20 protein-coding genes and 2 riboswitches are annotated in these 18,817 nt (G+C 66.2%); of the genes, 12 read left to right on the top strand and 8 right to left on the bottom strand.

From position 1 onward, the window contains the following. Positions 1–65: 65 nt before the first annotated feature. On the bottom strand, positions 66–1,748 hold the full coding sequence (locus C725_RS03120; RefSeq protein ID WP_008600098.1) for a M20/M25/M40 family metallo-hydrolase: 1,683 nt from the start codon (positions 1,746–1,748) through the stop codon (positions 66–68). A gap of 54 nt (positions 1,749–1,802) precedes the next feature. On the opposite strand from C725_RS03120, the gene C725_RS03115 reads away from it, so the two are divergent. Further along, on the top strand, positions 1,803–2,252 hold the full coding sequence (locus tag C725_RS03115; protein WP_008600097.1) for a MaoC family dehydratase: 450 nt from the start codon (positions 1,803–1,805) through the stop codon (positions 2,250–2,252). A 24-nt stretch (positions 2,253–2,276) separates the two neighbouring features. On the opposite strand, the gene C725_RS03110 is transcribed toward C725_RS03115, so the two are convergent. From C725_RS03110 to petA, 5 genes are all read right to left on the bottom strand, one after another. After that, positions 2,277–2,810, bottom strand: a complete 534-nt coding sequence (locus tag C725_RS03110) for an adenine phosphoribosyltransferase (RefSeq protein ID WP_008600096.1) — start codon at positions 2,808–2,810, stop codon at positions 2,277–2,279. Beyond that, entirely contained in the window at positions 2,807–3,670 is an 864-nt protein-coding gene (gene mtnP, locus C725_RS03105; RefSeq protein WP_008600095.1) for an S-methyl-5'-thioadenosine phosphorylase, read from the bottom strand. The genes C725_RS03110 and mtnP overlap by 4 nt, the downstream gene beginning before the upstream one ends. Positions 3,671–3,785: 115 nt before the next feature. Continuing rightward, positions 3,786–4,691, bottom strand: coding sequence for a cytochrome c1 (locus C725_RS03100; protein WP_008600094.1), 906 nt, complete (start codon positions 4,689–4,691; stop codon positions 3,786–3,788). A 17-nt stretch (positions 4,692–4,708) separates the two neighbouring features. Beyond that, positions 4,709–6,019: a cytochrome b gene (locus C725_RS03095; protein ID WP_008600093.1), complete on the bottom strand. Its 1,311-nt coding sequence runs from the start codon at positions 6,017–6,019 to the stop codon at positions 4,709–4,711. Next, entirely contained in the window at positions 6,019–6,588 is a 570-nt protein-coding gene (gene petA, locus C725_RS03090; protein WP_008600092.1) for a ubiquinol-cytochrome c reductase iron-sulfur subunit, read from the bottom strand. Before petA ends, C725_RS03095 begins: the two co-directional genes overlap by 1 nt. A gap of 250 nt (positions 6,589–6,838) precedes the next feature. On the opposite strand from petA, the gene hemF reads away from it, so the two are divergent. Beyond that, positions 6,839–7,732: an oxygen-dependent coproporphyrinogen oxidase gene (hemF, locus tag C725_RS03085; RefSeq protein WP_008600091.1), complete on the top strand. Its 894-nt coding sequence runs from the start codon at positions 6,839–6,841 to the stop codon at positions 7,730–7,732. Between the two features lie 13 nt (positions 7,733–7,745). Here hemF and C725_RS03080 read toward each other — a convergent pair whose 3' ends face one another. Continuing rightward, the gene (locus C725_RS03080) at positions 7,746–8,486 is read right to left on the bottom strand and encodes a hypothetical protein (protein WP_008600090.1); all 741 of its coding nucleotides are present in this window, start codon (positions 8,484–8,486) and stop codon (positions 7,746–7,748) included. A gap of 182 nt (positions 8,487–8,668) precedes the next feature. Beyond that, positions 8,669–8,777, top strand: a riboswitch (glycine riboswitch). Positions 8,778–8,780: 3 nt separating this feature from the next. Beyond that, a riboswitch (glycine riboswitch) is annotated at positions 8,781–8,907 on the top strand. 54 nt (positions 8,908–8,961) lie between these two features. Between C725_RS03080 and gcvT the strand changes: the two genes are divergently transcribed. Genes gcvT through C725_RS15175 form a run of 6 tightly spaced genes read left to right on the top strand, consistent with a single transcriptional unit; the run spans position 8,962 to position 15,195 of the window. Then, positions 8,962–10,080 carry a glycine cleavage system aminomethyltransferase GcvT gene (gene gcvT, locus C725_RS03075; RefSeq protein ID WP_038281397.1) on the top strand — a complete coding sequence of 373 codons (1,119 nt, stop codon included), beginning with the start codon at positions 8,962–8,964 and terminating at the stop codon, positions 10,078–10,080. 42 nt (positions 10,081–10,122) lie between these two features. After that, complete coding sequence (gcvH, locus tag C725_RS03070) at positions 10,123–10,494, top strand: glycine cleavage system protein GcvH (RefSeq protein ID WP_038281556.1); 372 nt, start codon at positions 10,123–10,125, stop codon at positions 10,492–10,494. 5 nt (positions 10,495–10,499) lie between these two features. Beyond that, positions 10,500–11,255, top strand: coding sequence for a class I SAM-dependent methyltransferase (locus C725_RS03065; RefSeq protein WP_008600086.1), 756 nt, complete (start codon positions 10,500–10,502; stop codon positions 11,253–11,255). 14 nt (positions 11,256–11,269) lie between these two features. Continuing rightward, positions 11,270–12,637 carry an aminomethyl-transferring glycine dehydrogenase subunit GcvPA gene (gene gcvPA, locus C725_RS03060; RefSeq protein WP_008600084.1) on the top strand — a complete coding sequence of 456 codons (1,368 nt, stop codon included), beginning with the start codon at positions 11,270–11,272 and terminating at the stop codon, positions 12,635–12,637. After that, positions 12,634–14,211, top strand: a complete 1,578-nt coding sequence (gene gcvPB / locus C725_RS03055) for an aminomethyl-transferring glycine dehydrogenase subunit GcvPB (protein WP_008600083.1) — start codon at positions 12,634–12,636, stop codon at positions 14,209–14,211. Before gcvPA ends, gcvPB begins: the two co-directional genes overlap by 4 nt. Next, entirely contained in the window at positions 14,212–15,195 is a 984-nt protein-coding gene (locus C725_RS15175) for a class I SAM-dependent methyltransferase (RefSeq protein ID WP_008600081.1), read from the top strand. It begins immediately after the preceding gene. An 18-nt stretch (positions 15,196–15,213) separates the two neighbouring features. On the opposite strand, the gene C725_RS03045 is transcribed toward C725_RS15175, so the two are convergent. Beyond that, complete coding sequence (locus tag C725_RS03045) at positions 15,214–16,689, bottom strand: sigma-54-dependent transcriptional regulator (protein ID WP_008600079.1); 1,476 nt, start codon at positions 16,687–16,689, stop codon at positions 15,214–15,216. Between the two features lie 156 nt (positions 16,690–16,845). Between C725_RS03045 and C725_RS16345 the strand changes: the two genes are divergently transcribed. From C725_RS16345 to C725_RS03030, 4 genes are read left to right on the top strand one after another with little or no spacing between them, the layout of a single operon-like run. Beyond that, a complete protein-coding gene (locus tag C725_RS16345; protein ID WP_008600078.1) occupies positions 16,846–16,983 on the top strand; it encodes an aa3-type cytochrome c oxidase subunit IV in 138 nt (45 codons plus the stop codon). Between the two features lie 13 nt (positions 16,984–16,996). Then, positions 16,997–18,127: a Re/Si-specific NAD(P)(+) transhydrogenase subunit alpha gene (locus tag C725_RS03040; RefSeq protein WP_008600077.1), complete on the top strand. Its 1,131-nt coding sequence runs from the start codon at positions 16,997–16,999 to the stop codon at positions 18,125–18,127. After that, the gene (locus C725_RS03035) at positions 18,127–18,495 is read left to right on the top strand and encodes a PH domain-containing protein (protein WP_008600076.1); all 369 of its coding nucleotides are present in this window, start codon (positions 18,127–18,129) and stop codon (positions 18,493–18,495) included. The genes C725_RS03040 and C725_RS03035 overlap by 1 nt, the downstream gene beginning before the upstream one ends. Before the next feature lie 18 nt (positions 18,496–18,513). Continuing rightward, positions 18,514–18,801 (top strand): NAD(P) transhydrogenase subunit alpha part 2, encoded by a 288-nt coding sequence (locus C725_RS03030; protein WP_008600075.1) that lies wholly within the window; start codon positions 18,514–18,516, stop codon positions 18,799–18,801. Positions 18,802–18,817: the final 16 nt, after the last annotated feature.

Below are 18,817 nucleotides of genomic sequence, written 5' to 3'. Positions count from 1 at the left end.
CCTTTGCGTCGCCTCCCCCGCTGCTCGGGTGTCCTGCCCCTTACCCCCCTGAGGCGTCCTGCGGCTTACCCCTCGTCGGGGTCGTCATAGGCGAAGGGGTCGCGGGGGGACGGTTCGGTGGGGAAGGGGGGCTTCGGTAGTTCGCGCTCGTCGTTCGCCGCCTGCCACAGCATGCCGGCCAGCACGACGGACATCTGCCGCATGTCGTCCGCCTTCATATGATCGAGCGTGTCGATGCTGGTGTGGTGCAGGCGTGAGCCGTAATCGAGCGGATCCTGCACAAACTGATATGCCGGGATGCCGACGGCCTGCATGTAGACATGGTCGGTGCCGCTGGTGTCGCCGGCGACCACGCGTTCGATGCCCATGGAGGCGAAGGGGGCGGTCCAGTCCTTCAGGATCGGAATGGCGCCCAGATTGCCCTCCGCATGGATGCCGCGCAGCTTTCCGGAGCCGTTGTCGATGTTGAAATAAGCCTTCAGATCGTCATAGCCGGGCTTCTTCGTCAGTGGCCAGCGCGTCGTCCAGGTGTCGTGGTCCGCCTGCGGATCGTCCAGCGCCGGCTTGTCGGCGAGGTGGCGGCGCACATAGGCGAGCGAGCCGTGCAGGCCCTGCTCCTCGCCCGACCACAGCGCGAAGCGGATGGTGCGTTTTGGCCGGATGCCGAGCGATTTCAGGATGCGCGCGGCCTCCATCACCGCGACCGAGCCCGCGCCATTGTCGACCGCGCCGTCGCCGGCGATCCAGCTGTCGAAATGCGCGCCCGCCATGACATAGCCGGCATCGGGATCGCTGCCCGGAATCTCCGCGAACAGATTTTCCGCCATGACGTCGTCGTTCACGAAGCGAACATCGTTGTTGATCTCGATGACGGGGGCGGGCCCGGTCTTTGCGAGGCGGGTGAGGCGGCGATAATCCTCCGCCGCGATTTCCACGATCGGCAGCGGCGCGGCTTTGTCCGGCCAATGCGTATAGCCCGATCCGTGCAGCAGCTTGCCGTCGCGGTAGGATTTCCTGGCGATGGCGAGCGCGCCGTCCGCAGCGCTCAGGCGCAGAAGCTCCTCGCGGTCGGCATTCCGCTCCATGCGCTCCTCGCCCGCGTCGGGATCGTAGTCGGGTTGCTCGTACGTGTCGCGCTCTGCGATGGCGTTCGAATCCAGGCGGCGGAAGGGCGCGCGGTTCGGTTCGTCGCCCGTACCCGGCAGGTCGACAAGAACGATCTTGCCCGACAGCTTGCCGCGCCACTCCGCGAAATGTTCAGGCTTCGACATGGGCGCGACGACGATGGGCGCGCGGATGGCGCCCTCCGTCGCGGGCGTCCAGGCGACCGGAATGGCTGTCATTTCGATGGGACGCGGCTCGATCATGCGGGCGTAGGAGGAGCGGATTTCCCAGCCCGGTCCGAACAGGAATTCCTCCCGGTGGATGTTGGACAGGCCCCAGTTGCGAAATTTTGCCTCCGCCCAGTCCTGCGCCCGGTGCAGACCCGGCGAGTTGGTCAGGCGGCCGCCGATCCCGTCCATCAGTTCATGCGCGGTCATCATGACCTTCGAATGCGCGTACCCCTCGTCGGCGATGCGGGCGATCCGGTCGTCCGTCGGAGCGGCCTGGGCGGCGAGCGGCAGGGATATGACGGCGGCAAGAAGGGCCGCGCGCGAACGGCGGCGGATGATGGTCGGAATGATACGGCTCCCCCCGGGATGTGACACTTGCCAGTTCGACAGTTGCGAGCCTGGCGGCACGGGCATAGCCCGAGGGCCGGAACTGTCCAGCCTTCTCGCGGTGAAAGGAATGCGCGCATCATGAAATATCTGGAAGACATGGTGGTCGGGACGAAAGCCGCGTTCGGCCGGTATGAGGTGACGCGCGAGGAGGTCGTCGACTTCGCCGCCAAATATGATCCGCAACCCTTTCACCTGGACGACGAGGCGGCGGCGAAAACGCATTTCGGACGATTGAGCGCATCGGGATGGCATACCTGCGCCATGACGATGCGTATGCTGGTGGAGAATCTGACCGGCGAGAACCATGCCGGTCTCGGGTCACCCGGTCTCGACGGCCTGCGCTGGCTGAAGCCGGTCTATCCCGGCGACACGCTGCGCTGCGAAAGCGAACTGAAGGAGGTCCGTCCCTCCCGCTCGCGCCCGGAAATGGGCTCGATCCATTCGGAACTGACGGTGTTCAACCAGCATGACGAGCCGGTGCTGCGGATGAACTCAATCGGTCTGATGGCGACGCGTCCGAAGGAATGACGGGGGCAGCGTCCGCTTGCCACCCTATTCCCCCTCGAAGCTGATGAGCGCGTGGGTGTCGAGGCCGCTGTCGCGCAGACGCTGGGCGCCGCCAAGGTCCGGCAAATCGATCAGGAAAACGGCGCCGGCCACCTCGGCGCCGGCATCCTCCATCAGCTCGCAGGCGGCCAGCGCGGTGCCGCCGGTGGCGATCAGATCGTCGACAAGGAGGATGCGCGCCCCGCGCGGGACATTTCCGACCTGCACCTCCAGCCGGTCGTCGCCATATTCCAGGGCATAGTCGCGGCCATGCACGTCGCCGGGCAGCTTGCCGCCCTTCCTGACCATCAGGACGCCGGCGGACAGTTTCGTGGCGACCGCGCCGGCAAAGAGGAAACCGCGCGCCTCGATCCCCGCGACGAGATCGATGTCCTGCGGCGCGATCGAAGCCATGCGCTCCACCGCTTCGGTAAAGCCGTCAGGGTCGACCATCAGGGTCGAAACGTCGCGAAACCGGATCCCCTCCCGCGGGAAATCCGGGATGGTGCGGATCAGGGATTTCAGATGCTCGGTCGTCATCCGATGACCCGCCCGGCGACGTCGCGCAGTGCCGTCCGCGTCATTTCCGGCCACAGGTCCGGCGGGGTCACGATCGCGTGCTCCAGCGCGCGGTCGCAGCCTGCCGAACAGGTCGGCCGGCTGCCGGGAAGGGCAGCGATCAGCGCGCGGACGATCCGGCGCGCGCGCGTCACATTCTCATGCATGACGGCGAGGATGTCGGAGACCGCCGCGCCGCGCTCCGCATCGCGCCAGCTATCCCAGTCCGTGACCATGGCCAGCGTGGCGTAGCAAAGCTCCGCCTCCCGCGCGAGCGCGGCCTCCGGCATGGCCGTCATGCCGACGACGTCGAGACCCGCCTGGCGGTAGAGGCGCGATTCGGCGCGTGTGGAGAAGCCGGGACCCTCCATGGCCAGATAGGTGCCGCCGTTCTGGACGGGGATGCCGGTTCGGCGCGCGGCGTCCGCAACCTCGTCGCGCAGACGGCCGCAATTGGGATCGGCGAGCGAGACATGGCCGGCAATGCCGCCGCCGAAGAATGTCCGTTCGCGGCCGCGCGTCCGATCGACATACTGGTCGACGAGCAGGAAATCACCGGGAGCCAGCGTCTCCTGAAAGGAGCCGCAGGCGGACACGGAGAGGATGTCGGTGCAACCGGCGATCTTCAGCGCGGCGATGTTCGCGCGGTAGTTGATCTCGTGCGGCAACAGACGGTGACCGCGCCCGTGGCGGGGCAGGAACACGAACTCCGCGCCGAATGCGTTCGCGAACAGAAGGTCGTCGGATGGGTCGCCGAAGCTGGTCGTGATCCGCCGCCATTCGGCGCTGTCCAGATCGTCGAGGTCATAGAGACCGCTGCCGCCGATGATGCCGAGGCGCATGGCGTGTTTCCCTTCTCAGCTTCGGAACCGTGCGCCCCCCGGGCGGGTATAGCCGGCCCCGCCAGCCCGCGGATAAAAAAAAGGGCCGGCGAAGGGCCGGCCCTTTTCGTTCTCGTCAGCCCCGTTCGCCGGGCCCGCGGGCATGCAGCCCCTTGTCGTCGACCTGCGACCGGGTGCCCGGTCCGCCAACGTTCGCGGATTTCACGTCGGCCCAGACCTTGCGGTAGGCCAGATAGGCGAAGACGCTGAAGCCGATCAGGAAGATGATCACGCCGAGGCCCATGGCCTTGCGCTGCTCCAGCTTCGGTTCCGCAGCCCAGTAGAGGAACGCGGCGACGTCGCGGCCCATCTGGTCCACCGTGGCTTCCGTGCCGTCGTCATAGGTGACGAGGCCGTCGGACAGCTGCGGCGGCATGGCGATCCACAGGGAATGGAACTGCGGATTGTAGTGCAGCGACTCCTGCACGCGGTCCTGCGGGAATTCGGCGGGAACCGGCTCGTAGCCCGTGATCAGTGCATGGATATAGTCCGCACCGCCCTCACGCGATTTGGCGAGGAGCGACATGTCCGGTGGCGCGGCATTGTTGTTCGCAGCGCGCGCGGCCACTTCGTTCGGATAGACGAGCGGGAAGCGGTCGGATGCCGTCGCCGGCTGCGTCGTCGCCTCGCCCGTGTCCGGGTTCACGGCAGGAACCTCGATAGGCCATTCCTCCGCGATCACCTTCACCTCTGCCTCGTTGAAGCCGAGATCCTCAAGGTTGCGGAAGGCGACGCGCTTCAGGCTGTGGCAGGAGGAGCAAACCTCCCGGTAGACCTTGAAGCCGCGCTGCAGCTGCGCCTTGTCGAAGCCGCCGAACACGCCGAGGCCCATCGGCCCTTCCCAGGACCAGTGGATATCCTCCGGATGCTCATGGAATTCCTCGGTGGGGTCGGGCACCGACGCCTCGCGCGGTGCCAGGGCGGCAAGCGCGAGCACGAACACGAACACGATGCCGGCAGCAAAGCCAATCAGTCGAACCATGGGTCGTCCTTAATCCCTTATTCTGCCGGCTGCGCCGCGGCGCCGGTGTCAGGCGCGCCCGCAGGCGCCCCGGTCGATTCCTTACCCTTCAGCACCGCCTCGGCAATCGAGTTGGGCAGCGGCAGCGGCGTTTCGCGCGCCGACACGATGGGGAGGATGATGAGGAAATGCGCGAAATAGTAGATCGCCGCGATCTGCGAGATGCGCACGAACGGCTCCTCCGCCGGCGCACCGCCGCAATAGCTGAGGATCGCGAGATCGACGAGGAGCACGTACATCCACAGCTTCATCTGCGGCCGGTACTTCATCGACTTCACCGCCGACTTGTCGAGCCAGGGCAGGAAGAAGAGGAGGATGATGGCCGAGAACATGGCCAGCACACCCCACAGCTTCGCCGGCAGGATGAAGTCCACCGTGAAGGCGCGCAGGATCGCGTAGAACGGCCAGAAATACCATTCGGGAACGATGTGCGCCGGCGTCGAGAGCGCATTCGCCTCGATGTAATTGTCCGGGTGGCCGAGATAGTTCGGCAGGAAGAACAGGAAGATCGAGAAGACGATCAGGTAGATGCCGAGGCCGAAGCCGTCCTTCGCCGTGAAATAGGGGTGGAACGGCACCGTGTCCGCCGGCCCCTTCACCTCGACGCCGGTGGGGTTGTTGGACCCCGGAATGTGCAGCGCCCAGATCTTCAGCATGACGACGCCGGCGATGACGAACGGCAGCAGGAAGTGCAGGGAGAAGAAGCGGTTCAGCGTGGCGTTGTCGACCGCGAAGCCGCCTAGGAGGAAGGTCACGATCGTGTCGCCCACCACGGGTATGGCGGAGAACAGGTTGGTGATCACCGTCGCGCCCCAGAAGCTCATCTGACCCCAGGGAAGGACGTAGCCCATGAAGGCGGTCGCCATCATCAGGAGGAAGATGACGAGGCCGAGCATCCACACCAGTTCCCGCGGTGCCTTGTAGGATCCGTACCAGAGACCGCGCCAGATGTGGATGTAGACGACGATGAAGAAGAAGCTGGCGCCGTTCGCGTGCATGTAGCGCAGCAGCCAGCCATAATTGATGTCGCGCATGATGTGCTCGACCGACTGGAAGGCGATGTCGGTGTTCGCCGCGTAGTGCATTGCGAGAACGACGCCGGTGGCGATCTGAATGACCAGCGCCACCCCGGCCAGAACACCAAAGTTCCAGAAATAGTTGATGTTCTTGGGAACCTCATAGCCGCCGCCAAGAGAGTTCCAGACCATGCGCGGCACCGGCAGCCGCTCGTCGAACCAGCGGCCGAGATCGGTCTTCGGTTCGTAGGGTTTCGCCCAGCCAAACGACATCAGCCGATCCTCACGTTCGTCTTAGAGGTGAATTCATAGTCCGGCAGCACCAGGTTCTTGGGCGCCGGCCCCTTACGGATGCGGCCGGCACTGTCGTAGTGCGAGCCGTGGCAGGGGCAGAAATAGCCGTCATAATCGCCCTTGGGCTCGCCGTCCGCGACGCCCATGGGAATGCAGCCGAGATGGGTGCAGACGCCGATCTGGATCAGGTACTGGCGATGCCCCTCCTGCGTACGCTCGTCGAACGTCGCCGGATCGCGCAGCGACGCCACGTCGACGGCCTGCGCCTCTGCAATCTCGCGCTCTGTCAGGTGTCGGATGAAGACCGGCTTGCCGCGCCAGGACACCTTGATGCCCTGTCCGACCGCGATCGGCGCAACGTCCACCTCGACCGAGGCCAGCGCGAGCACGTCGGCGGACGGGTTCATCTGGTCGACGAAGGGCCAGATGGCGGCCACGGCGCCGACACCGGCGAAGGCGCCCGTTGCAATATAGATGAAGTCGCGGCGGCGAACGCCATCGTCCTTGTCAGTGACGGCCTGATTAACGGCGTCGTCGGCAGTTGCCATGAACCTGTCCTGTTTTGTCTTCGGTCCCTACGTTCGGCGAACCCCCGCCCGCGAACATGAAGAACCCATGAACCCAAGAGTTGTCGGCGGCCTGATAGCCCCCGGAGGGGCCGAAATACAATGGTCAAATTGGCGCGCTCGTCTTCCCGCTGCCCGGCGTGGCCGTTTTGCGGCATGTCAAAACGGCCGATCGGCCCAATCCCTAAACACGTCTTGCAGGCCGGCACGTCGCGCTGGCAGAGGAGCCGACATGAACGATCTTGCCGAGCGGCGCGTTCGCGCCAGCGCCTGGTTCCGCGACCTTCGCGACCGGATTTGCGCCGAATTCGAGAGACTGGAGGACGAGGCCGCCGGCGACGAGCGTTACGGCCCGGGCGCGCCGGGCCGCTTCGTCTATACCGACTGGGACCGCCCCGACCCTTCGGGAGAGCCGGGCGGCGGCGGGACGATGGGCCTGATGAAGGGGCGTTTGTTCGAGAAGGTCGGCGTCAACATCTCCGTCGTTGAGGGGGTGTTCGAGCCGGAGTTCGCCAGGTCGATTCCCGGCGCAGCGGACGATCCGCGTTTCTTCGCCGCAGGCATCAGCCTGGTGGCGCATATGAAGAACCCGCACGTGCCGGCAGTGCACATGAACACGCGCTATCTGGCAACGACAACGGACTGGTTCGGCGGCGGCGCGGACCTGAACCCGCCGCTGCCGCGCGCGGAGGACACCGCAGACTGGCTGTCGGCGTGGCAGGATTGCTGCGACCGGCACGGCCCGGATCATTACGAGCGCTTCAAGGCCTGGTGCGACGAATATTTTTATATCCCGCACCGCAAGCGCGCGCGCGGCGTCGGCGGTATTTTCTACGACAGGCTGGGCCTTGGCGAGGGGGGCGCGGGTCAGTCGGAGGATTGGGCCGGGAACTTCGCCTTTACCAGGGATGTGGGCGAGACCTTCCTGGCAGCCTATCCGCCGCTGGTTCGGCGCAACATGGCGCGCGACTGGTCGGCGGAGGACCGGGCGGCGCAGCTGCGCTATCGCGGGCTCTATGCCGAATTCAACCTGGTCTATGACCGCGGCACGCAGTTCGGCCTGAAGACGGGCGGCAATGTCGATGCGATCCTGATGAGCCTGCCGCCGCTTGCCGCCTGGGAATAGGGGGCGCGAGCGGTCAGACGCGCGGCGCGTCCGGATCGGCGCGGCCGGTCAACATCTGATAGGCGCGCGCCTGGGTCACGGCGAAATAAATGCCGATGATCGAGGAGACGACTGCCGCGGCAAGGGCGCCGAACAGGCCCAGCCGTCCCGCATTCATGTCCCCCGAACCGATCAGCGGATCGAGAAGCGCTGCCGCTGCGGCAACGACGGCCAGCAGCAGGCTGCCGAAAACGACGATCAGAAAGATGCCGAAGCTGCGCAGCGCCTGTCCCTGCGTGGCCCGCCAGCTGGCCTTCAGCGGGCCGAGCAGCCCCTCGCCGTCGCCGTCGCCTATCGTGACGGCCGGCATGACGAGCCAGAGCCGGCTGAGAAGGTAGAGGCCGGGCACGATCAGCGCGAGCAGACCGACGAAGACGATCAGGCCGGTGATGATGGCGGCCGCCAGGGCCCGGCCGTAACGGGCAAAGGCGAGGCGAAGCGCTGCACCGGTTTCCATGCGGCGATCGAAGACCATGGCGATGATGCTGAGCGTCGCCGCCAGACCAATCAGGCCGACGACGATAGCGGTCAGCGAATATTCGGGATCGGGCTGCGCCGGATTGGCCGGTTGCGCCACGAAGAGCCCCTGCGCCAGATTGGGAAGAAAGATGAAGGCCGCTGCCGGCAGAAGGAGGTCGCTGCCGCGCGCGGCGACGAGCGCCTGCACATCCTTCCAGAGCTGGTTCAGCGAGAGTTTGCCAGTGCTTATCGACATTTGCACGGAATAGGCGACGCCCGCGCAAACGGCAATGCCGCACGGTACGATTGATGAGGCGCCCGATCCCGCCGCCGCAGATGCGGCCGCAGACGGTGCGCGCGATTGACTCTCGCCGCCGCCGAATCCAGTTAAGTGCCAGCCGGCGGGCGCGCGTTACCCCAAGGGGGCACGCAGGCCCGGCACCCGGCGTGGGAGATGCGGCGCCGGTCCGGCAAGGGACGGTGCCCGCCGCCGAAGGAGCAAGCCTTCCCCGGAATCTCTCAGGCGCAAACGGACCGCGCAGGGTGCAGCAAGCGGCGATCTGGAAAGTGGCGGCAAGGCGGGTGTCCGGCCTGTCCGCCCACCGACGGGGGAAGCGGGGGCGGCGCAGCGACGCCATTCCCGTGAAACTCTCAGGTCCCATGACAGAGGGGAAGCAATCGTTCAGAAGCGGCGGCAATGTCGCCCGCGTGCGATTCGCGACACCAATGTCATGGAGTATCAAGTGGCCGAGACAGAACAGAAAAACGCAAAAGAGCTGCCGCTTCACGCGCTTCACAAGGAGCTGAAGGGCAAGATGGTGCCGTTCGCCGGCTTCATGATGCCGCTGCAATATGAAGGGATTATGGCCGAGCATGAGTGGGTGCGCAGCCGCGCAGGCCTGTTCGATGTCAGCCATATGGGCCAGCTGGAGGTGTCGGGGAAGGATGCCGCGGCCGCGCTGGAGGCGCTGATGCCCGGCGATTTCATCGGCCTGAAGGAAGGGCGGCTGCGCTATTCGCTGCTGCTGGACGACAATGGCGGCATCATCGACGATCTGATGGTGACGCGCCGCGCCGATCATTTCTACCTGGTGGTGAACGCGGCCACGAAGAAGAACGATATCGCGCACCTGACCCGGCGTCTGCCCGGCCATATCAGCGTGCGCGAGCGCGAGGATCTGGCGCTGCTGGCGTTGCAGGGGCCGAAGGCGGCGGATGTCGTCGCGCGGCTGGGCGCGGAAGTGAACACCATGACGTTCATGCGCGGCAATCCCATTCGCATCAAGGGCAGCGAAATCTGGATGAGCCGTTCCGGCTATACCGGCGAGGACGGATTCGAGATTTCGGTGCCGGTGAAAAAGGCGGAGAAGCTTGCCCGGTTGCTCCTGTCCGATCCGGACGTGAAGCCCATCGGGCTCGGCGCGCGCGATTCGCTGCGGCTGGAGGCGGGCCTGCCGCTGTACGGCCATGACCTGTCGCCGGTGTCGACCCCGGTCGAGGCGGGGCTGACCTTTGCGGTGTCGAAGCGGCGCAAGATGGAGGGCGGCTTCCCGGGCGACGAGCGCATCGGCCGGCAGATCCATAACGGTACGAAGGTCCGCCGCGTCGGCCTGAAGCTGGACGGCAAGCTGCCCGCGCGGGAGGGCGCGTCCGTGTTCTCCGGCGACGCGAAGACTGGTGTCGTCACCTCCGGCGGGTTCGCGCCGACGGTCGGCGCGCCCATCGCCATGGCCTATGTCGCGGACGCCGACGCCGCCGACGGCACGGCGCTGGAGGTCGAGGTGCGCGGCAAGCGGCTGGCCGCCAGGGTCGTGCCCATGCCCTTCGTTCCGCACCGCTACGTCCGCTGAGCCAGGGCACATCCGAAAAGACATGTTTCGAGGAGGACAATGATGACCGTACGTTTCACCGAAAGCCATGAATGGGTCCGTGTCGAAGGCGACACCGCGATCGTCGGCATCACGGCCTATGCGCAGGACCAGCTGGGTGATGTCGTCTTCGTCGAGCTGCCGGATGCCGGCAAGACGGTGAAGAAAGGCGACGAGATCGCCGTCGTCGAATCGGTGAAGGCCGCGTCGGAGGTTTACGCCCCGGTGGCCGGTACGGTCACCGAAGCGAACGGCGCGCTGGAGGCGGACCCCTCGCTCGTCAATTCCGCGCCGGAAACCGGCGGCTGGTTCCTGAAGATGACACTGTCCGATTCGGCGGAACTCGAGGCGTTGATGGACGAGGCGGCGTACAAGGACTTCGTGAAGGACCTTTGATCCCCATGGACGTGAACCGTCAGAGCGGGTCGGGCCATGGCTGGGATCCGGCCGCCTATGCGGAACATGCTGCATTCGTGCCGGCTCTCGGCGGCCCCGTCATGGCGCTGCTGTCGCCCAGGGCGGGCGAGCGCATCCTGGACCTGGGCTGCGGCAATGGCACGCTGACGGCCGAGATCGCCGCGACGGGCGCCGACGTGCTTGGGGTCGATAGCGATGCCGGGATGCTGGCTGCGGCGCGGGACCGCGGCCTCGACGTGCGCCGTATGGATGGGCAGGCGCTGTCTTTCGAAGCGGAGTTCGACGCCGTCTTCTCGAACGCGGCGCTGCACTGGATGCCCGATCAGCCGGCGGTTTATGCCGGTGCTTTTCGCGCGCTGAAGCCGGGCGGTCGCTTTGCCTGCGAGTGCGGCGGGCACGGCAACATCGCCGCGCTGCGGACCGCGCTGTCGGCGGCGATGGCGCGACTGGGTCACCGTGAGCCCGAATTGCAGACCTACCCCTCTGCCGAGACGGCGCGGGCGCAGCTGGAGGCGGCCGGCTTCGTCGTGGAAGAATGCGAGATCGTGCCCCGGCCGACGCCGCTGCCTGGCGGTGTCGAGGACTGGTTCCGCACCTTCCGCCACGGCTTCATCCCGGCGGCGCATGCCGAGGAGATCATCGCGGAGGCGGCGGCGCTGCTGCGGCCGATCCTGCGCGATTCCAGCGGCCGATGGACCGCCGACTATGTACGCTTGCGCTTTCTGGCGCGGAAACCCTGAAGGAAACTAGGCTCTTGCGTTACCTGCCCCTGACGACCGACGACCGCCGCGCCATGCTGGACGCGGTCGGCGCGGACGGTATCGACGATTTGTTCCCCGACGTCCCCGCCGCAGCGCGCCTGTCCGGCCCTATCGAGGGGCTGCCGCTGCATGCCAGCGAGATGGCCGTGGAACGCGACCTGTCGCGGCTGGCGGCGAAGAACCTTGCGGCCGGGCAGGCGCCGTTCTTCCTGGGCTGCGGCGCGTACAAGCATCATGTGCCCGCGACGGTCGACTATGTCATCCAGCGCGGCGAGTTCCTGACCAGCTACACCCCCTATCAGCCGGAAATCGCGCAAGGGACGCTGCAATATCTGTTCGAATTCCAGACGCAGGTTGCGCGCCTGACCGGCATGGATGTGGCGAACGCCTCCATGTACGATGGCTCCACGTCCTGCGTCGAGGCGATCTTCATGGCGCGGCGCGTGACGCGGCGGAAAAAGGCCATTCTGTCGGGCGGCCTGCATCCGCATTACGCCTCCGTCGCGAAGACGCTGACGCATTTCACCGACGACGAGATCGACCTGCACGATCCGGTGCTGACGGACGGCGCGCCGGGCGACGATCTGGCGGCGCTGATCGCCGCGATCGACGAGGAGACGAGCTGCGTCGTCGTGCAGAACCCCAACCTGTTCGGCCATGTCGCGGACCTGTCGGACCTTGCCGATGCCTGTCACGAGAAGGGCGCACTGCTGATCGCGGTGGTGACGGAAATCGTGTCGTTGGGTGCCATGAAATCGCCGGGCGAGATGGGCGCCGACATCGTCGTGGGCGAGGGGCAGTCCATCGGCGGCGGCCTGAATTTCGGCGGCCCCTATCTGGGCCTGTTCGCGTGCAACCAGAAACATGTGCGGCAGATGCCGGGCCGGCTGTGCGGGGAGACGGTCGATGCGGAGGGGAGGCGCGGCTTCGTCCTGACCCTGTCGACGCGCGAGCAGCATATCCGGCGCGAAAAGGCGACATCCAACATCTGCACCAACAGCGGGCTGATGGCGCTGGCCTTTACTGTGCACATGACGCTGTTGGGCGAGGAGGGAATGCGCCGGCTGGCCGCGCTCAACCATCGGCGCGCCTGCGAGGTGGCGGACCGGCTGGCGGCGCTGCCCGGCGTGACGCTGCTGAACAGGGCGTTCTTCAACGAGTTCACTGTCAAGCTGGAGGCGGACAGCCGGCCGCTGATCCGCAGGATGGCGGAAGGCGGCGTTCTGGGCGGCGTTTCGCTGGGACGCCTGTACCCGGAGCATGAGGCGCTTGCCGGCTGCGTCACCGTGGCGGTGACGGAGACCGCGACGGACGAGGATATCGAGGCGCTGGTCGCCGCCTATGAAGGAGCCGCAAAATGAGCGGGATGAACAGGGAAGGCCGCGAAACCGTCGGCGCAGCCATAGAGGGCGCGCCGCAGACCTTTACCGGCAACCGCGCGCTGCAACTGGACGAGGCGCTGATTTTCGAGATCGGCGCGAGCGACCGCACGGGCGTCGATCTGCCGAAAGCCGATTTGACCGGCGCGCGCCTTGGCGGACTTGAACGGGACGGCGCCATCGATTTGCCCGGCCTGTCGGAGCCGGAAACCATGCGGCATTTCACGCGCCTGTCGCGCATGAACTACGCCATCGACATGGGACTGTTTCCCCTGGGCAGCTGCACCATGAAGCACAATCCGCGGTTGAACGAGAAGGTCGCGCGGCTGCCGGGCTTTGCCGACATCCACCCATTGCAGCCTATTCCGACGGTGCAGGGCGCGCTGGAGCTGATCGACGAGCTGGCGGACTGGCTGAAGACGCTGTGCGGCATGCCCGAAGTGGCGATGAGCCCGAAGGCGGGCGCCCATGGCGAGCTGTGCGGCATGCTCGCCATTCGCGCGGCGCACGAGGCGAACGGCGATCCGCGCAAGGTGGTGCTGGTGCCCGAATCGGCGCATGGCACGAACCCCGCGACGGCAGCCTTTTGCGGCTATGAGGTCGCGCCGATTCCCGCGACGGCGGAGGGGCGCGTCGACCTGGCGGCGCTGAAGGAACGGCTGGGCCCTGACGTCGCGGGCGTGATGATCACCAATCCGAATACGTGCGGCCTGTTCGAGCGCGACATGATCGAAATCTGCGCCGCGGTGCACGAGGCGGGTGCATATGTCTATTGCGACGGCGCCAATTTCAACGCCATCGTCGGCAAGGTGCGCCCCGGAGACCTGGGGGTCGATGCGATGCACATCAACCTGCACAAGACCTTCTCCACGCCCCATGGCGGCGGCGGACCGGGGTCGGGGCCAGTCGTCTATTCGGAGCGCCTCGCTCCCTACGCGCCGCTTCCCTTCGTGCGGAAGGGCGCGGACGGGTACGAGCTGGTCGAGGAAGAGGCGGTTGCGGAGGGACGCAGCCACGGCGACAGCTTCGGCCGCATGGTCGCCTTCCATGGCCAGATGGGCATGTTCGTGCGTGCGCTCGCCTATATGAAATCGCATGGCGCCGACGGTCTGGCGCAGGTGGCGGAGGATGCCGTCCTTAACGCGAACTACGTGCTGCGCCGGCTGGAGGACGTGCTGTCGGCGCCCTTCGCGGCAAGCGGTCCTTGCATGCACGAGGCGCTGTTCAGCGACAAATGGATGGCGGGCACCTCGCTATCAACCCTGGATGTCGCGAAGGCGCTGATCGACGAGGGCTATCATCCGATGACCATGTATTTCCCGCTAGTGGTCGAGGGCGCGATGCTGATCGAGCCGACCGAGACCGAATCGAAGGCGGATCTGGACCAGTTCATCGGTGCGGTCCGCGCCCTCGCCGAGGCTGCGAAGGCCGGCGAAACCGACCGGTTCAAGGGCGCCCCCTTCTACGCGCCGCTGCGCCGCCTGGACGAGACGCAGGCGGCGCGAAAGCCGCGCCTCGTCTGGAGCGAACCGGACCTTGCCGAGGCGGCCGAGTGAGTGCCGGAGCGCGCGGACGGCTGGGTCTGGGATCGCTATTGGCACTATGACCGTATCGCGTCCTGCTTCGATGAGGGCCGGGCGAACTATAGCGAGCCCGTCGCAGCGCCTTGGAAGGCATTCTTCGCGAAATGTCAGGACGGCGCCGCCATCCTGGATCTGTGCACCGGCAACGGTGCACTTGCGCTGATCGCCGCGGAGACAGCGGCTGAGGATGGGCGCCGCTTTGCCATCACCGGCATCGACAAGGCGGCCATCGACCCCGCCGCCTATGTCAGCCGTCACGCCGATGCGCTCAGGACCATCGATTTTCGGAGCGGCGTCGCGGCCGAGAGCCTGCCGTTCGGCGATGAAAGCTTCGATGCTGTGGTCAGCCAATATGGGGCGGAATATGCACCGCGCGGCGAGACCCTGGCGGAGGCGGTTCGCGTCCTGCGTCCGGGCGGGCGTATTGCCCTTGTCATGCATGCAGCGGACGGCACCGTCGCCGCGCGGGCCAAGGCGGCGATGGACGACGCGGATTTTCTGCTCGACGATGCGCGATTGCCCGCTGCGGCGCTGGCCTGTTTTCGGGCCGTGGCAAAGGCGGAGCAGGGGGAGAGCCTTGTCGAGGCGGAGGAGCGCCGCGCACGGAGCGCGCTGACCGCATTCGAGACAGCCTTGAAGCGAACGGGAGAACGACTGGAAACCGCCTCCGACCCCGAAATGCTGAAGAACAGCGCCCGCGTTCTGATCGATGCCCATACCAAGCGGCAACTGGCGCCCCTGTCCGCGCTGGAGGAGAAGGCCGAGGAGGTGCGCCTCGAAATCGCCGCGCATCGCGGGCGGCTTCAGGCGCTGCTGAATGCGGCCGTATCACCCGAGGACTGCGCCGACATGGCAAGAGACCTGAGCGCGCTCGGCTGTGAAGACGCCTCTTGGGAAAACGCGATGAACGGGGACGCGTTGATCGGCTATCGACTGAAGGCGCGGCGGGCGGCCTAGGCGCGGCCGCCGTCCCCGTCAGGCGGCGCCCTCTTTCCGCTGCGCGTCTTCGGCTCCATCGCTTTCGTCCAAGGCGTATTCGCCGAGCTTTCGATAGAGAGTCGACCGTCCGATCCCCAGCCGACGAGCAACCTCGCTCATGCGGCCGCGATAATGTTTCAGGGCGAGGCGGATATGCTCCTCCTCGATCTCCGCAAGCGACCGCACATGGCCGCCCGGCGTGAGCGCGAAATGCGCCCTCTCCGCGTTGCCGTCGCCGCTTGTCGGGGTCGGGGCAGGCATTGGTGCGCCGGGCTCTTCCCGCAATGATATGACACGGCCGCTTTGCCGCGAGATTTCGGGAAAGTCCTGCAGCGTCAGCACCTCTCCGTCGCACAGCACGCCGGCACGGAAGATGGCGTTCTGCAACTGGCGGACGTTGCCCGGCCAGTCATAGGCGGTCAGCAGGCGCAGCGCGTTCTGATCGATCCCGTGCGCGGGAATGTCGCCTTCCTCGTGCAGCTGGCTGGTGAAATGCAGCGCCAGCGCCGGAATGTCCGTGCGGCGGTCGCGCAGCGGCGGGATCGTCAGCGGCACGACGCCGAGGCGGTAGTAGAGATCCTCGCGAAAGCGGCCCTCCGCCACCTCCAGCTTCAGGTCCCGATTGGTCGCCGCGACGATACGCACGTCGACCTTGCGGTGGCCGCGGCCGCCGACCGGTTCGATCTGACCGGTCTGCAGCGCGCGCAGCAGCTTGACCTGCGCCTCCAGCGGCAGTTCGCCGATTTCGTCGAGGAACAGCGTCCCGCCATCCGCTTCCTCGAAGCGGCCGATATGCTTTGCCGTCGCGCCGGTAAAGGCGCCCTTTTCATGCCCGAACAGCACGGATTCAACGAGGTTCACCGGGATCGCGCCGCAATTGACGATCACGAGCGGCTTGTCCGCCCGGGGGCTGGCCGCGTGAATGGCGCCGGCGATCACCTCCTTGCCGGTGCCGCTCTCGCCCTCGATCAGGATGGGAACATTGCGCTTCGCCGCCTTCGACGCGATTTCCAGCGCGGCCTGAAAGGCGGGGGCGTCGCCGACGATATTTTCGAAGGCGACATGCATGGGCAGCTTTTCGGACAGCGGCTGCAACTCGCCGCCCGCGCCGGCGATGACGGCATTCAGGGATGCGATCAGCTTGTCGGGCTTTGCCGGCTTGATCAGGAAGTCGGTCGCGCCCGCCTGCATCGCCTCGACAGCGATGCGAACGGACGAATGCGCCGTCAGCATCACCACCGGAAGGTGCGGCCGGTCGATGCGCAGCCGGCGCAGCATGTCGAGGCCGCTCATGTCCGGCATGGAATGGTCCAGGATGACGGCGCCGATCTCGTCGCCATGCTCCGTCAGCTGATCGAGGCCGCTGATCCCCGAATCGGCCTCCAGCACCTGATAGCCGTTCTTTTCGGCAATCAGGCGCACCAGGCGCCGCTGGCCCGGTTCGTCATCGACGATCAAAACATGATTTGCCATAGCCCCGACCCTAACACGGTACGCCTAACAAAACCTTCGCCCCCCTTCGGCGCCGGACCCACTCGGCACCTCTCCCGCTTCACACGCGCTGCCGATGCGTTAAGAGAAGCGGGAAACAGCGGTTTACACCATTGTGTCAAAAAGGGACAGGACCGAATGGATACGAGAAAACCCTATACGGACAAGGCGATGAAGGACCACGCCGAGACCTATTTCGGCTTCATGAAGCTGCTGAAATTCGGGATTGGCCTGGTCGTCGTCGTCCTTCTAGGCTTGGCGATCTTCGCAGCCTGAGGGGGAGAACGGCATGAAGCTCGCGGTACTGAAGGAAACGGACGCGGGCGAACGGCGGGTGGCCGCCAGCCCCGAAACGGTGAAGCGGTTCGCGGGCTGGGATGCCGAAATCTCCATCGAGGCCGGTGCCGGCGCGCCGTCCGGCATGCCGGACGCGGACTTCGAAGCGGCAGGGGCGACGATCGCCCCCTCCCGCGCCGCTGCAGTCGGGGGCGCGGATATCATTCTGGCCGTGCGGGCGCCCGATCCGGCCAGCCTTTCCGGCGCGGAGGCGGGCGCGATTCTTGCCGCCATATTGAACCCGTTTCAGGCCGGGGACACGCTGTCCGGCTATGCGAACGCGGGCCTGACGGCCATGGCGATGGATTTCATGCCGCGCATCACGCGCGCCCAGTCGATGGACGTGCTGTCGAGCCAGGCGAACCTTGCCGGCTACCGTGCCGTTCTGGACGCGGCGCATGAATATGGCCGCGGATTTCCGATGATGATGACCGCCGCCGGTACGGTGTCGGCGGCGAAACTGTTCGTCATGGGCGTCGGCGTCGCCGGCCTGCAGGCGATCGCGACGGGGCGGCGGCTGGGTGCGCAGGTGTCCGCGACAGACGTGCGCGCGGCGACGCGGGAACAGATCGAGTCGCTCGGCGCGAAGGCGATCTTCGTCAAGGATGTGGAGGGCATCGAGGGCGAGGGCACGGGCGGCTATGCCAGCGAAATGTCGGAGGAATACAAGGCCGCGCAGGCGAAACTGGTCAGCGATCATATCGCCAGGCAGGACATTGTGATCACCACCGCGCTGATTCCGGGCCGTCCCGCGCCGCGCCTGATTTCCGATGCGCAGCTTGCCAGCATGAAGCCGGGCAGCGTCATCGTCGACCTGGCGGCGCCGCAGGGCGGCAATGTGGAGGGCTGCGTGCCCGGCGAAACCGTAAGGAAGCACGGCGTCACGTTGATGGCGCCGACCAACATCAACGCGTCCCTGGCGGAGGTGTCGAGCCAGCTTTACGCCCGCAATTTGTGGAATTTCCTCAGCGCGTTCTGGGACGGCGACGCGAAGTCCCTCGTCTGGCCGGACGATGACGACATCGTACGCGGCGTGACGGTGGTGAAGGACGGCAAGGTCTCGAACGAGCGGCTGAACGCCTGATGGGACTGTTCAGCGCCCACGAAGTGACACCGGCCGAGATCATGGAGAGGTTCGGCCAGCATCTGGTGGAGGGCGAGGAGGTGCTGGTCGCCTTTCGCACTGTGCGGGATACCGCCTTCCTGACGAACTACCGGTTCGTCCTCGTCGATGTTCAGGGTGTGACGGGCAGCAAGGTGGATGTGCAGTCCGTGCCCTATCGCTCCATCGTCAGGTTCAGCGTCGAGAGCGCGGGAACGCTCGATCTGGATGCCGATCTGAAAATCTGGGTGTCCAGCCGATCCGCACCGATCGAGGTGAAGGTGTCGCGAAAGGCGGATGCCGCGCGCGTGCAGCAGGTGCTGGCGGGGCGAATCCTCGGCATCGGCTGAGTTAGGGGGAGGAATAAGATGGACTTCATATCGATCCTGTCGATCTTCGTGATGGCCTGTTTCGTGGGGTATTACGTCGTCTGGTCGGTGACGCCCGCGCTTCACACGCCGCTGATGGCCGTCACCAACGCCATTTCCTCCGTCATCATCGTCGGCGCCTTGATCGCGGCGGCGGCGGCGGGCGTACCGGGGGCCAAATGGCTGGGGCTGATCGCGGTGGTGCTGGCCAGCGTCAACATCTTCGGCGGCTTCGCCGTCACGGCGCGCATGCTCGCCATGTACAAGAAAAAAGAGAAAAAGGCCTGAGGCCGGCCGGGGAGGG

The sequence above is a fragment of the Pacificimonas flava genome (assembly GCF_000342165.1).
Lineage (GTDB): Bacteria > Pseudomonadota > Alphaproteobacteria > Sphingomonadales > Sphingomonadaceae > Pacificimonas > Pacificimonas flava.
Note: the sequence above shows the minus strand (reverse complement) of the source record. Positions and strands in the feature narration are given on the sequence as shown.

Coding starts and splice junctions, on each gene's coding strand:
- C725_RS03120 (WP_008600098.1), bottom strand. CDS start 1,748: ATGCCCGTGCCGCCAGGCTCGCAACTGTCGAACTGGCAAGTGTCACAT.
- C725_RS03115 (WP_008600097.1), top strand. CDS start 1,803: ATGAAATATCTGGAAGACATGGTGGTCGGGACGAAAGCCGCGTTCGGC.
- C725_RS03110 (WP_008600096.1), bottom strand. CDS start 2,810: ATGACGACCGAGCATCTGAAATCCCTGATCCGCACCATCCCGGATTTC.
- mtnP (WP_008600095.1), bottom strand. CDS start 3,670: ATGCGCCTCGGCATCATCGGCGGCAGCGGTCTCTATGACCTCGACGAT.
- C725_RS03100 (WP_008600094.1), bottom strand. CDS start 4,691: ATGGTTCGACTGATTGGCTTTGCTGCCGGCATCGTGTTCGTGTTCGTG.
- C725_RS03095 (WP_008600093.1), bottom strand. CDS start 6,019: ATGTCGTTTGGCTGGGCGAAACCCTACGAACCGAAGACCGATCTCGGC.
- petA (WP_008600092.1), bottom strand. CDS start 6,588: ATGGCAACTGCCGACGACGCCGTTAATCAGGCCGTCACTGACAAGGAC.
- hemF (WP_008600091.1), top strand. CDS start 6,839: ATGAACGATCTTGCCGAGCGGCGCGTTCGCGCCAGCGCCTGGTTCCGC.
- C725_RS03080 (WP_008600090.1), bottom strand. CDS start 8,486: ATGTCGATAAGCACTGGCAAACTCTCGCTGAACCAGCTCTGGAAGGAT.
- gcvT (WP_038281397.1), top strand. CDS start 8,962: ATGGAGTATCAAGTGGCCGAGACAGAACAGAAAAACGCAAAAGAGCTG.
- gcvH (WP_038281556.1), top strand. CDS start 10,123: ATGACCGTACGTTTCACCGAAAGCCATGAATGGGTCCGTGTCGAAGGC.
- C725_RS03065 (WP_008600086.1), top strand. CDS start 10,500: ATGGACGTGAACCGTCAGAGCGGGTCGGGCCATGGCTGGGATCCGGCC.
- gcvPB (WP_008600083.1), top strand. CDS start 12,634: ATGAGCGGGATGAACAGGGAAGGCCGCGAAACCGTCGGCGCAGCCATA.
- C725_RS03045 (WP_008600079.1), bottom strand. CDS start 16,689: ATGGCAAATCATGTTTTGATCGTCGATGACGAACCGGGCCAGCGGCGC.
- C725_RS16345 (WP_008600078.1), top strand. CDS start 16,846: ATGGATACGAGAAAACCCTATACGGACAAGGCGATGAAGGACCACGCC.
- C725_RS03040 (WP_008600077.1), top strand. CDS start 16,997: ATGAAGCTCGCGGTACTGAAGGAAACGGACGCGGGCGAACGGCGGGTG.
- C725_RS03035 (WP_008600076.1), top strand. CDS start 18,127: ATGGGACTGTTCAGCGCCCACGAAGTGACACCGGCCGAGATCATGGAG.
- C725_RS03030 (WP_008600075.1), top strand. CDS start 18,514: ATGGACTTCATATCGATCCTGTCGATCTTCGTGATGGCCTGTTTCGTG.